General features: G+C 74.0%; 10 protein-coding genes. All 10 read left to right on the top strand.

Annotated elements, in window-relative coordinates; translation table 11 throughout:
- Positions 1-45: 45 nt before the first annotated feature.
- The 10 genes from ACH4OA_RS02695 to ACH4OA_RS02650 all read left to right on the top strand — a co-directional run bounded on the left by ACH4OA_RS02695 (position 46) and on the right by ACH4OA_RS02650 (position 12426).
- Positions 46-1329 (top strand): glycosyltransferase, encoded by a 1284-nt coding sequence (locus ACH4OA_RS02695; RefSeq protein ID WP_397967288.1) that lies wholly within the window; start codon positions 46-48, stop codon positions 1327-1329.
- 203 nt (positions 1330-1532) lie between these two features.
- A complete protein-coding gene (locus tag ACH4OA_RS02690) occupies positions 1533-2672 on the top strand; it encodes an MFS transporter (RefSeq protein ID WP_397948078.1) in 1140 nt (379 codons plus the stop codon).
- An 84-nt stretch (positions 2673-2756) separates the two neighbouring features.
- Positions 2757-3995, top strand: coding sequence for an MFS transporter (locus ACH4OA_RS02685; RefSeq protein ID WP_397935421.1), 1239 nt, complete (start codon positions 2757-2759; stop codon positions 3993-3995).
- Between the two features lie 51 nt (positions 3996-4046).
- Positions 4047-6536 carry an NUDIX domain-containing protein gene (locus ACH4OA_RS02680; protein WP_397967286.1) on the top strand — a complete coding sequence of 830 codons (2490 nt, stop codon included), beginning with the start codon at positions 4047-4049 and terminating at the stop codon, positions 6534-6536.
- 18 nt (positions 6537-6554) lie between these two features.
- Positions 6555-6989, top strand: a complete 435-nt coding sequence (locus tag ACH4OA_RS02675; protein ID WP_397935417.1) for a hypothetical protein — start codon at positions 6555-6557, stop codon at positions 6987-6989.
- Positions 6986-8155 (top strand): sugar phosphate nucleotidyltransferase, encoded by a 1170-nt coding sequence (locus ACH4OA_RS02670; RefSeq protein WP_397935415.1) that lies wholly within the window; start codon positions 6986-6988, stop codon positions 8153-8155. The genes ACH4OA_RS02675 and ACH4OA_RS02670 overlap by 4 nt, the downstream gene beginning before the upstream one ends.
- Positions 8152-9213: an ROK family protein gene (locus ACH4OA_RS02665; RefSeq protein ID WP_397935414.1), complete on the top strand. Its 1062-nt coding sequence runs from the start codon at positions 8152-8154 to the stop codon at positions 9211-9213. Before ACH4OA_RS02670 ends, ACH4OA_RS02665 begins: the two co-directional genes overlap by 4 nt.
- Positions 9210-10115, top strand: coding sequence for an SDR family oxidoreductase (locus ACH4OA_RS02660; RefSeq protein WP_397948075.1), 906 nt, complete (start codon positions 9210-9212; stop codon positions 10113-10115). The genes ACH4OA_RS02665 and ACH4OA_RS02660 overlap by 4 nt, the downstream gene beginning before the upstream one ends.
- A gap of 59 nt (positions 10116-10174) precedes the next feature.
- On the top strand, positions 10175-11416 hold the full coding sequence (locus tag ACH4OA_RS02655; protein WP_397948074.1) for a glycosyltransferase: 1242 nt from the start codon (positions 10175-10177) through the stop codon (positions 11414-11416).
- 35 nt (positions 11417-11451) lie between these two features.
- The gene (locus tag ACH4OA_RS02650; protein ID WP_397967284.1) at positions 11452-12426 is read left to right on the top strand and encodes an isopenicillin N synthase family dioxygenase; all 975 of its coding nucleotides are present in this window, start codon (positions 11452-11454) and stop codon (positions 12424-12426) included.
- Positions 12427-12642: the final 216 nt, after the last annotated feature.

The raw sequence follows: 12642 nt of genomic DNA, 5'->3' as shown, positions 1-12642 counted from the left end.
CCGTTCCCGGGGCGGGTTTCAGCCAAGAGAAGGGCAGACATCGTCATGCAGGAAGAGACCGTTCCCCGGCTGTCCGTGGTCATCCCCACGTACAACCGCGAAGGTCTGCTGGACCGGACGCTGGCGTCCCTGGTGCGGCAGGACCTCCCGGCCTCCGACTTCGAGGTGGTCGTCGCCGACGACGGCTCCTCGGACGGCACCGCCGCCCTGGTCCGCTCCTACGCGGACCGGCTCCGGGTGCGCTACCACTTCCAGGAGGACCTGGGCTTCCGGGTGGCAGCCGCCCGCAACGGCGGGGCCAGGCTGGCGACCGCGCCGGTGCTGGCGTTCCTCGACACCGGCATGATCGTGGGCCCGGACTGGGTGCGCGCCCACCTGGACGTCCACGCGGCCGGCCGCCGGCAGGCGGTGCTCGGCTACTCCTACGGCTACAACCCGGCGAACCCGTGCCGGGAGATGGACGGCATCGTCGACACCCTGCCGCCCGAGGAGGTGGTGCGGCGGCTGATCGACGTGCCGTCCTTCCAGGACATGCGGCTGCCCGACTACGAGCGCTTCGGCTTCGACCCGGGCCGCATGGCGATGCCCTGGGTGTTCCTGTGGACGCTCAACTTCTCGGTACCCGCCGACGAGTTCTGGGCGGTCGGCGGCTTCGACGAGGACTTCACGGGCTGGGGCGTCGAGGACATCGAGCTGGGGTACCGGCTGCACCGCAACGGCAACGCCATGGTGGTCTCCCGTGCGGCGTGGGGGATCGAGCTGCCGCACGAACGGGCGTACGACGCGGCCACCGTCAGTATCCTGCGCAACTGCCAGCGGTTCCTCGACAAGCACCCCGGAGTGCAGACCGAGCTGTACTGGGCGGCGTCCGCCCGGGCGGTCTCCGCCGGCGGCCTCGTCGACCCGCTGGAGGTCGAGTGGGAGGACCTGCTGGCCTGGACCGCGGCGGCCGAGGGACGGGACGCGGCCGGCGAACTGGCCGAGAGCACCCGGGACCTGACCGGGCGCGACGGCGATCCGCTCCGGGTCGCGGTGTTCGGCTGCGGTGCGCAGCTCCCGGCGGAGTGGGCGCACGCGAACGCGCGGTTCACCCTGTGCGACTTCGACGCCGAGGCCCTGCGGCAGGCCATGGCCGGCGCTCCCGCCACGGTCGTGGAGTCCGTGCAGCTGTGCGGGATGCGCACCCCCTGGGCGGACCGGCGATTCGACCTCGTGGTGATCACCTCCCGGCTCGCGGGCGGGCTGTGGAGCCGCTGGGGCGACCACGTCCTGGCCGAGGCCAAGCGGCTCGGCGGCGAGGTGCGCGCCCCCGCTCCCGAGCACATGTGAGGCCCGCGGCGGCCGGTGACGGGCGGCCGGAAAACGACCATCGGCCCTTTATTTTCAGGAAGCCTGCCTGAAAAATGGGCGCCCGTCCGCCCGCGCCGGACCGCCGCACGTGCCTTGTCGTCATCGCACTCCGAGGAGAACCCGCCATGAAAGCGTCGACCGACCGGCCCGCAGGGCCACGCCCCGGGGCACGCAAAGCGCGCGTGCGCACCGCGACCGTCTTCGCCGTGCATGGCGCCGTCGCCGGCAGCTTCGCCACCCGCATCCCCTGGATCGTCTCCCACCTGCACATCAGTGACGGCTCGCTAGGCATCGCCCTGCTGGCCCCGGCCCTCGGCTCCCTGGTCGCCATGCCCCTGTCCAGCAGGCTGGTCCACCGGTTCGGCGGGCGGACGGCACTGCGCACGCTGCTCACCGCCTGGTGCGTCGCGCTGCTGCTGCCCGCGCTCGCCCCCGATCTGGCGCTGCTGTTCACCGGGCTGCTGGTGTTCGGGGCGGCGTCCGGCATGGCGGACGTCGTCATGAACGCCGCCGGGGTCGAACTCGAACAGGAGGTGGGCCACTCGGTGATGGCGAGCATGCACGGCATGTGGGGCGTCGGCGGACTGGTGGCCTCGGGCGCCGGGTCGCTGGCCGCGGCGGCGGGCGTGGACGCCCGGATCCACTTCGCCGCCGCGACCGTCGTCCTCGCCTCCGTCGGGCTGTACGCCATCCAGGGGGTGCCCGACATCCGGCCGCGGCCGGGCCAGGAGGAGCCGCCGCGCTTCGCACTGCCCCCGCGGTCGGCCCTGGCCATCGGCGCGGTCGGCTTCTGCGCCGTCTTCGCCGAAGGGGCCAGCGGCAACTGGAGCGCCCTGTACCTGAGTTCCGTCGCCCACGCCTCCGACGGCGTCGCCGCCGGCAGCTACACGGGCTTCGCCTGCGCCCTGGCCGCCAGCAGGCTGCTCGGCGACCGCCTGGTCCGGCGGATCGGCGTGGTGAACGCGGTACGGCTCAGCGGGGCCGTCGCCAGCGCCGGCCTGCTCCTCGTCGTCCTCGCCCGGACCCCGGCGCCCGCCATCTGCGGCTTCGCCCTGGTGGGCATCGGCGTGGCGGTCGTCCTGCCGCTGTCCTTCGCGGCGGCGGGAGCGGCGTCCGCGGACACCAGCCGTACCATCGCCGGCGTCGCCACCCTCACCTACACCTCCAACCTGCTGGCGCCGGCCGTCATGGGCTTCGTCTCCGACGCCACCTCGCTGCCGGTGTCCTTCGCGCTGGTGGCCGTGCTGACCCTGTCACTCGTCTTCATGGCCTCCGTGCTGCGCCCGTCCGCCACACCCGCCGAGGCGGCCCCCGCCGCCTGACGGCCCACGGCGCGCACGCGACAGGACCCCAGCCGCCGCCCGCGGTCACCCCGCCGAGGGCATCGATCCGGAGAGACAGCCCGCATGGACATCACCACCGACCGCACCGCGCTCCGGCGCGGACGCACCGCCACCTCCCTCCTCTTCCTGCTGTTCGGCGCCGCCCTGGGCGCCTGGACCAGCCGGATCCCCAGCGTGAAGAGCCATCTCGGCCTGGGCGACGGCCTGCTGAGCCTGGCTCTGCTCTCCTTCGCCCTCGGGGCGATCGCCGGCATGATGGTGCTCGGCCGGCTCGCCGACCGGTACGGCAGCACCCGCGTCATGGTGCCGATGGCACTGCTGGAGGGACTCCTCCTCATCCCGCCGGCCTACATGCCGAACCTCGCCGCGCTGATGCTGGCCCTGTTCCTGTTCGGGCTGGTGCACGGCACGTTGAACATCGCGATGAACGCCAACGCCATCGAGGTCCAGCGGGCCTGGGGCCGGCCGATCATGTCCTCCTTCCACGCGGTCTACAGCATCGGCGGCTTCCTGGGCTCGGCGGCCGGCGGACTGTTCGCCCGGCAGGAGCTGAGCCCCCGGGTGACCTTCCTCTCGGTGGGCGGCTGCGTCGTCCTCATGGCGCTCTGGGCGGCCCTGTGGGCCCTGCCGGCCGGCACCGGCGCCGCCCCGGCCGAGACCGGCCCCGCCCGGCCCGAGGGCCGCAGCGTCATGCGCTCGCCGCAGCTGTGGTTCCTCGGCAGCCTGGCGATGTGCGCCCTGGTGGGGGAGGGCACGGCCGCCGACTGGAGCGCCGTCTACCTGCACGAGGACCTCGGCAGCTCACCCGGCTTCGCCGCGTCGGCGTTCGCCGCGTTCTCGATCGCGATGACCGCCGGACGGCTGCTCGGCGACCGGCTCACCGCGCGCTTCGGCCCGGTGGCGCTCGTACGGGCCTGCGGGGTGCTCGCCTCGGCCGGCATGACGGCCGCCCTGCTCGTGGACCGGCCCTGGGCGGGAGTCGCCGGATTCGCCTGCCTGGGCGCGGGCATGTCCTGCATCGCCCCGCAGGTCTACTCCGCGGCCGGACAGCGCGACCCGGCCCGCGCGGGCGCCGCGCTGTCCCTGGTGGTCAGCCTCGGCTACGTCGGTTTCCTCATCGGCCCCATCGTCATCGGCAGCGTCAGCACCTTCGTCGGACTGCCCCTCGCCCTCGGCCTGCCGGCCCTCCTGGTCTTCCTCGTGGCGCTCGGCGCGTCCGCCCTGCGCCCGGCAGGCCGCACCCCCGAGACCCCCGGCCGCGCCCAGGACACCGGGCTGGTGCCCGGCTCCGGACGCGGCTGACCCCTCCCTCCGAAACCGACTTCCCGTATCCCCGAACGAACAGAGGGTCCGGTGCACATCATCGAGTGTCACTTCGAGTTCAGCGGCTTCGACGACCACCTGGTCAAGGCGGGCACCTCCGTCTACCTGTGGAACCTGGCCCGGCAGTTCCGGGACCAGGGACACCGGGTCGGCGCGGTCACCCCCGCCCACGGCCTGCTGCCCCTGCTGCGCGAACAGTACGAGGTCGTCGACCTGGACTGGCGGACGGACGACGAGATCCCGGTGCGGCTGGACCCGGCCGAATGGCCGGACCACCCCGACACGGTACGGCTGCCGGTGTCCGTGCGCGCGCACCGGATGACCGTCGACGGCATCGACATCGTGCTGCTCAGCGGCGGCGTGCTGGACACCCACCCGGACTCCTTCTACCCGCCCGCCGGGCTCAGGGGCCACGACCTCACCGCCCTGAAGACCCTCGTCTTCCAGGTCGCCGCCGCCCGGTACGTCCGGCAGCGCGTCCCGGCGGGCGCGGTCGTGCACCTGCACGAACCCGTCCACCACTACCTGCTGCCCGGGCTGCTCGCCGGCCACGGCTTCCACGTGGTCTCCACCGTGCAGACCAACCTCGCCGTCAACACCAAGGTGTACGGCCCCGAGGTGCGCGCCGTCCTGCGCCACGAGAGGGCCGACGCCTCGGTGGCCGACGGTCTGGCGGACCCGCCGCTCGACGGCCACCTGGAGCGGGCGATGCGCGCCTATCTCCCGCGCACCCTGCTCTACGCGGACTCCCCGGAGCGCCCGGGCCACGACTACCTGCCCGTGCTGGGCCTGGTGTCCCGCTCGGTCGCCGCGCTGGACTTCCTTTCCGACGGCCAGCTGGCGCACGCGCTCACCCAGGCCGGCACCCCCTTCGAGCAGTTGTTCCAGCGGCTGGCCGTACGCCGGGAACTCCGGGCGCGCACCGATCTGATGACCGTCGGCGGCTGTGCCATCGGCGACGAGTGGCTCGACGTGCCGCGGTCCGAGGAGCGCCGCAAGCGGACCCTGGACGCCCTGGGCCTGGACCCCGCGCTGCCCACCCTCTACCACAACGCCCGCTACTCGGTGCAGCACAAGGGCCAGAAGGAACTGTTCCGTGGAGTGCGGCGCCTGCTGGACGAGGGCCACCGGGCCAACGTGCTGCTGCACTGCCTGTCCCCGCGGCCCCCGCACGACGAGGACCTGACCGCGCTGGAACGCGACCACCCCGGCCTGGTGCGCGTGCGGACGGGCCCGATGGGCACCCCGGAACTGATGGACTGGGCGGCCTCCAGCGACTTCTGCGTCTTCCCGTCCAAGTTCGAGATGGACACCTTCCTGATGGCGATGGGCGAGGCCATGGCCGCGGGCTGCGTGCCCGTCGCCACCGCCCAGCAGGGGATGCGCCACTTCGGGCACACCGAGGACCTGGACGCGCCCGGCGCCACCGGGCTGGCGCTGCCCCGCTCCTTCCGGGTGGACGACGAGGCGCTGACACAGGCGGTGCACGACGGCGTGCTGCGCATGCTCACCCTGTGGCACGAGGACCCGGGCCGGATCGCGGCCCTGCGCGCCAACGCCGTTGCCACGGGCCGCGGTTTCACCTGGAAGGCCGCCGCCGACCGGTTCCTCGCCGTGTTCGCCGCCTGCGCCGAGGGGCGCCGGCCGGCGGACGCCACCCCCGTGGTCCGCTCGGTCCTCGCCGGCGCGGGCCACGCGCCGCTGCCGGCCGGACAGGGCCGCGCCCACCGCAGCGGGGACACCGTGCGGGTGCGGTGGCGGGGCACCGGCCTCGGCCGGGTCGAGGTCGTGCCGGCCGCCCCGGACCCCGCCGTGATCCCGCTCGCCGCGCAGCCGCCCGGAGACGTGTTCACCGGCGAGGTCCCCGCCGCCGGCCCGGTGCTGGCGCTGCTCGTCACCGGCCGCGACGGCAGGTCGGCGTGGAGCGCGCTGGAGGTGCGGGACGAGCCGGAGCTGACGGCCACCGGCTCCACGGTGGTCTACGAGAACCGCTGGATGAGCGTGCGGGAGGACACCACCGTCAGGGCCGACGGCACCCCGGGCCTGTACGGCGTGGTGCACAAGCCCGACTTCGCGGTCGTCGTCCCCTACGCCGACGACGGGTTCCACCTGGTCGAGCAGTACCGCTACCCCGTCGAGGGACGCTACTGGGAGTTCCCGCAGGGCTCCTGGGAGGACCGGCCGGACGCCGACCCCCTGGAACTGGCCCGGGGCGAACTGGCCGAGGAGACCGGGCTGACCGCCGCCACGATGACCCCGATCGGGCATCTGTACGCCGCCTACGGCTACAGCGACCAGGGCTTCCACGTGGTCCTCGCCACGGACCTCACCCAGGGCGAGCCCCGTCTCGAACCCGAGGAGGCCGGCCTGGTCAGCCGCTGGTTCCCCGAGGACGAGGTGTGGCGGATGGTCGCCGAGGGCCGGGTCAAGGACGCCTCGACCCTGGCGGCCCTCGCCCTGTTCAGACGGCACCTGGAGAACAGCCGGCCGGACGCGCCGGCCGCCGACGACCGGAGCTGACACGCGGAAAGGGCACACATGGGAACCCACGTATTGGTGGTGCACACCCGGCCGAGACCCGGCGCGGAGGCCGAATACCACCGCTGGTATGACGACTTCCATCTCGACGAGGTGCTCCGGGTCCCGGGCTTCACCTCCGCCCGGCGGCTCCAACTGCTCCCGGGCGAGACGGGCGACGCCGGTGGTGCATTTCCCCTGGGTCCGCAGGCCGGGCCCGGCAGCCACCTCGCCCTGTTCACGGTGGAGTCCGACGACATCGACGCCACCATCGCCGCGTTCCGGCACGCGCAGACCACGATGCGCACCCCGGCCTGCCTCGACCCGGACAGCGTGGCGCTGAGCTGGTGGCGCTGTCTGGACCGGCACACCACCACCGGGAATTCCGGTCACCCGGACGGCGCGAGCACGGCACCCACCCCAGCGTCCCGCGACAGGAAGGCCCCCACGCCATGAACGCACGGCCCGAACCGACGACCGCGACGCCGCCGCCCGCCCCGGGCGGGACGGAGGGAGTACGCGCCGTCCTGCTGGCCGGCGGGGAGGGCCGGCGCATGGGCCCCCTGGGGCGCGGCCGGCTGAAACCACTGGTGCCGTTCGGCGGCACCGCCCGGCTGATCGACTTCAGCCTCGCCAACGCCCGCCGCTCCGGCTTCCGCGACGTGCTGCTGCTCTCCCAGTACGAACAGCGCCGGCTCATGGACGACCTGCACACCGTCTGGAACCGCGACCCCGCCTTCCGCGTGCACTTCGGACCCTACGACCAGGCCTACCGCCGCTCGCCCGGCGCGCTGCCCGACACCGTGCCCGAGCGCACCGGCCCCCGTGAACGGGGCACGGCCGACGCCCTGATCAGCAAGGCCGAACACGTCTTCGCGGGCGACCCGTCCGAGATCCTGGTGCTGCACGCCGACCACGTCTACCACTTCGACTACGGCGACATGATCCGCCGGCACCGCGCCTCCCAAGCCGCGCTCACGGTGTCGTACCAACGCGTCGAACGGCGCTACGTCCACCTCTTCGGCATGGTCGAGTTCGACGCCTCGGGGAACCTGACCCGGTTCGTCGAGAAACCCCCGGAGCCGACCAGCGACCTGGTGTTCGCCGCGTTCTGCGTCTTCGACGCCGCGGTGCTGCGCCGCTACCTCGACCGGCTCCAGGGCACCGACTGGCAGCACGACATCAGCCGGGACGTCATCCCGGCCATGCTGGCCGGCGGCGAGCGCGTCCGCGGCTACGCCGTCGAGGGCCACTGGGAGGACATCGGCACCGTCGACCGCTACCACCGGTCCCACCTGGGACTGGTGCGCCGGCCGCCCACCATGCCGCTGGCGGACCTGCCGCTCACCATCCGCCCCGACCTGCCGCCCCGGTACCTCGACGACGGCGACGGCGTCCGGTCCAGCATCGTCCGCGACGACCTCGTCAACCGCGGCCTCCTCGACCACTGCGTGGTCTACCCCGGCGTACACGTCGGCACCGGCGCGACCGTACGGGACTCCGTGCTGCTGCCGGGCGTCCGGATACCCGACGGGGCCCGGCTGGAGTCGGTCATCGCGCTGGAGGACGGCACCGTACAGCCCTGCGACCGGGAGCCCTCGACCGCCGGGACGGCGTCATGACCGCCACCGGGACCACCGCGCCGGGACCGGGCCGGCCCGTGGTGGCCGACCTGGGCGGCACCACCCTGCGCATCGGCCGGATCGCGGCGCACGGCGGCGTGGAGGCGGTGCGCCGGGTCACCACCGACGGCATCGGCCGCCACGGCCCGGGATCCGCCCGCACCCTCCAGGACCGGGTGCTCCGCCAGCTCGCCCGCGAACTGGAGGAGTACCTGCGCTCACCCGCCGGCCACGGCGCGAGCGCGGTGGGACTGTCCTTCGCCGGCCCGCTGGCCAAGGACGGCGTCGTCCGCGCGGCCCCCACTCTGTGGGGCGGACGGGCCGACCCCGTGCACGTCGGCGACCTGCTCTCGGCCCGGCTCGGCCTGCCGGTGCTGGTCGCCAACGACATCACCGCCGCGGCCTGGCGCTACGCCGAGCGGGAACCGGAGCCGTTCTGCCTCATCACCATCAGCTCCGGCATCGGCAGCAAGGTCTTCCGGCACGGCGAGGTCCTCGTCGACGACCAGGGGCACGGCGGCGAACTCGGCCACTGGCGGATCGACCTGAGCGAGGACGCGCCGCCCTGCGACTGCGGCGGCCGGGGCCACCTCGGCGCCGTCGCCTCCGGCCGCGGCATCCTGCTGGCGGCCCGCCGGGCCGCCGCCGCCGACCCGCGGGCCTTCGCCCGCTCCGCGCTCGCCGCTCCCGCCGGCGACCGCCCGGAGGGCATCACCAACGAGGCGCTGGCCGGGGCCGTCCGGGCCGGCGACCCCTTCGCGACCGAGACCCTGCGCGGCTCGCTGCGCCCGCTCGCCTCGGCCGTCGACTGCCTGTTCACGGCCATCGGCGTCCGCCGCTACCTGTTCATCGGCGGCTTCGCCGTCGCCGTCGGGGACCGGTTCGTGTCCCTGCTGGGCGACGAACTGGTCCGGCACGGCTGCTTCGGCCTCGACGACGACGAGACGCGCGCCATGCTCGCGCTCGGCGCCGCCGACGACGACCACTGCCTGATCGGCATGGGCCGCATGCTCGACCGGTTCCCGCACCCCGTCCCCGTCCTGGAGGAGAGCGTATGAGCACCTTGGTGATAGGCAGCGGATTCGTCGGGCGGGCCGTCGCCGCGCATCTGCTGGACTCCGGTGAGAAGGCCGTGGTGGCCTCGCGGACACCCCCGCCCGCGGAGACCGGTCGGGAGGCGCCGTGGACGGCCCTCGACGTCACCGACCCGGCGGCGGTCCGGCACGCCCTCGACACCACGGGCGCCGAGCGGATCGTCCTCGTCCACGGGCCGTCCGACGTCACCTGGTGCGAGGAACACCCCGAGGAGACCCTGCGCGGCCACGCCGGCGCGGCACGCGTCGTGGCCGAGGCCGCCGACGGCAGGCGGATCGTGCTGATCTCCACCGACAACGTCTTCGACGGCACCGTCCAGGCCCCCGACGAGACCACGCCGACCCGCCCCGCCAACGCCTACGGCCGGGCCAAGCTGGCCGCCGAACGGATCCTCGCCGAACAGGCCGCGGCGACGGTGCTGCGGGTCAGCCTGATCTACGGCTGGGAGCCCGCCACGGCCCCGAAGTGGCTCAACTACTTCTCGTCCTGCGTGCACCGGCTGCGCGCAGGAGAGCGGATCACGGCCCCCACCGACCAGTGGACCACTCCGGTCCTCGTCGAGGACGTCGCGGCGGTCACCGCCGCCGTGCTGTCGGCACCGGCCCCCGCGCTGCTGCACCTCGGCGGACCCGAGCGGATCTCCCGCGCCGACTGGGCCCGGCTCGTCGCGCGCGAACTCGGCCTGCCCGAGGACCGGGTGACGGGACAGCCGCGCGCCCTCGGCCGGTACGCCTCCCGCCCGGAGAACACCTGCCTGGCGAGCACCCTGCTCACCGTCCACCCGGCCACCGCCGGCGTCCGGGTGCGCGGAGTGCACGACGGCACCCGGCTCCTGCTCGGCCGCGCGGAAGCCGCCGTCCACTGACCCCCGCCCCGGCAACCGCCCCACCGACCCCCGCTCTGTGCCGCACAGGAAGGACTCCCGTGGCCGCCCTGATGCCCCACGACCCGGACACCCTGGCCGACGCCGTCGTCACCACCCTCGCGGTCGACGCCGACCCGCAGGCACGCGAAGCCAGCATCTTCTACTGGGAACGCGGACTGCCCTACCGCCAGGCGGTGACCGAAGCCGTCGCCCAGGTCCCCGACCCCGCACTGCTCGCGGCGGCCCGCGCGCTGCGTGACAGACCGGCCGACCCCGCCACCCACGCGGCCCTGCACCGGCGGCTGACCGCGCCGGCGGACGACCGCGCCGCCCCCGCGCTCGACAAGCTGTTCGCCCAGGCCTGGCAGGCGGAGTCCAACTCCCGCCTCGGCTACCACCTGGGAGCCCGCTACCGCCCCCACGAGGGCGACGACGTCACCCCCGAGCGGCTGCACGCCCTGGGCCGCCAAGCCGCCCCGAGCGCGCCCGCCGCCTCCGGCGGGGACGCCGAGACGGTCGTCATCGTGCCGTTCCGCGACCGCGGCCCCGGACGCCGGCTGCGCAACCTGCTGGCCTGCCTGCTCGCGCTGCGCGACCAGTCGGTGCCGGCCTCGTCGTACCGGGTCGTGGTCGTGGAGAGCGACGACACGCCCCGCTGGCGGGACGCCATCACGCCGTACGCCGACCACTACCTCTTCGCCCGCAAGGACGGCCTCTTCAACAAGTCCTGGGCGGTGAACGTCGGCGTGGTCAACGCGCCCGGCCGGCCGGAGGCCGTGTGCATCCTGGACGCGGACGTGCTGGTCGACCGCGACTTCATCGCCCGCAACACCGCCCGGTTCCGGGAGCGCGGCACCATGGGGCACCTCAGCTACCGCGACATGTGGTGCCTGGACGAGTCCGCCACCTCCTGGGCGATCGAGGAACGCCTGTGGCGCGGCGCCGCGCAGGTGGACGGCGACCACCTGCGGGCCTTCGTGCTCCGCCGGCCGCCCGGCTGCTGCGTGTGGGTCCGCACCAGCGCCTTCCACCGGATCGGCGGCATGGACGAGCGCTTCGAGGGCTGGGGCGGCGAGGACAACGACTTCGCCTACCGCATGGACACGCACTCCGCCTTCGACCAGTACCGCGATCCGCTGCTGCACATGTACCACCCCTCCTCCGCCGTGCTGCGCGAGGACGGCGAACTGATCAACGCGCACATCCCCGCCCTGACCTGGGGCCCCGGGCAACGCCTGGGCGACATCGAGCGGTTCGCGACGCAGCGCGCCGACGACGGGACGAACGCGGTGACGAAGTGACGACCGATTTCCACCCTGACGAAAGGCGGCCCGCCGTGGCGCACGACATCCCCGTACTGGACCTGACCGAGTGGGAGGGCGCCGGCCCCGAGCACCGCGCCGGCATCGCCGCGCGCCTGGACGCGGTCCTGCGGCAGACCGGCCTGTTCCTGCTGAGCGGGCACGGGGTGCCGGAGGAACTGACCGACCGGATGCGCACCGAGGGGCGCGAGTTCTTCGGCCTGCCGCGCGAGAGCAAGGAGCGGTACCGGGTCAGCCGTCCCTACGACAACGGGTGGCGGGGACTGGGCGCCCTCCAGGTCGGCGCCCTCGACGGCAAGCCCGACACCTCCGACCTGCACGAGGCGTTCCACGTCGGCCCGAGCCACCGCACCGGCGACGCGGCGTTCGACACGACGTACTACCCCGAGAACAAGTGGCCGGACGAACAGCCCGCGCTGCGCGAGACGGTGCTGGAGTACACCAGGCACATGACCCGCGTCGCCCACGAGGTGATGGAGGTGCTGGCCGGCGTCCTCGACCTGCCCGCGGACTTCTTCACCTCGCGGTGCGCGCGGGCCACCTGGACGCAGAACGTCAACTGGTACCCCTCCCTGACCACCCTCGGCGAGGTGCAGCCGGGCCAGATGCGCGTCGGACCGCACACCGACTTCGGCACGCTGTCCCTGCTCGACCGGCAGCCGGGCGTCGGCGGCCTAGAGGTGTGGAACGAGGAGGACGGCTGGTTCGAGCCGCCGTTCGTGCCGGGCACCCTGGTCGTCAACCTCGGCGACCTGATGTCCCTGTGGACCGACGGCCGCTGGCAGGCCCTGCGCCACCGCGTCCTCGCCCCCAGCGACATCGCCCCGGACGAGGAACTCGTGTCGCTGGTCTACTTCTTCGAGACCGATCCCGACGCCGAGATCGTCCCACTGCCCGCACCGGCGGGCGGCGGCGCGGGCTTCACGCCCGTCATCGCCGGCGAATCGATCCTGCAGAAGGTCGGCGCGACGGTGAGCATCCCCGGCTGACGCCGGGAGCCTGCCGTACGGGCCGACGGGGGCCTGCCGTACTGAGCGACGGGAGGCCCGCCGTGTCGGCCGACGGCGGGTCCTGCCGTTGTTGTCGTACCGGCTGGTGAATCCATGGCTCGGGGGCGGTGCCGGAGAACTCCGGCACCGCCCCCGGCCCGTGTAGTCGACTCGTGTCACCGCCCCTCTCCGGGACCGGTGGCCGCCTCGGCGGGC

The organism is Streptomyces sp. NPDC017095 (genome assembly GCF_044332325.1).
Lineage (GTDB): Bacteria > Actinomycetota > Actinomycetes > Streptomycetales > Streptomycetaceae > Streptomyces.
The sequence above is the reverse complement of the archived record's forward strand: the minus strand, read 5'-3'. Positions and strand labels throughout refer to the sequence as shown.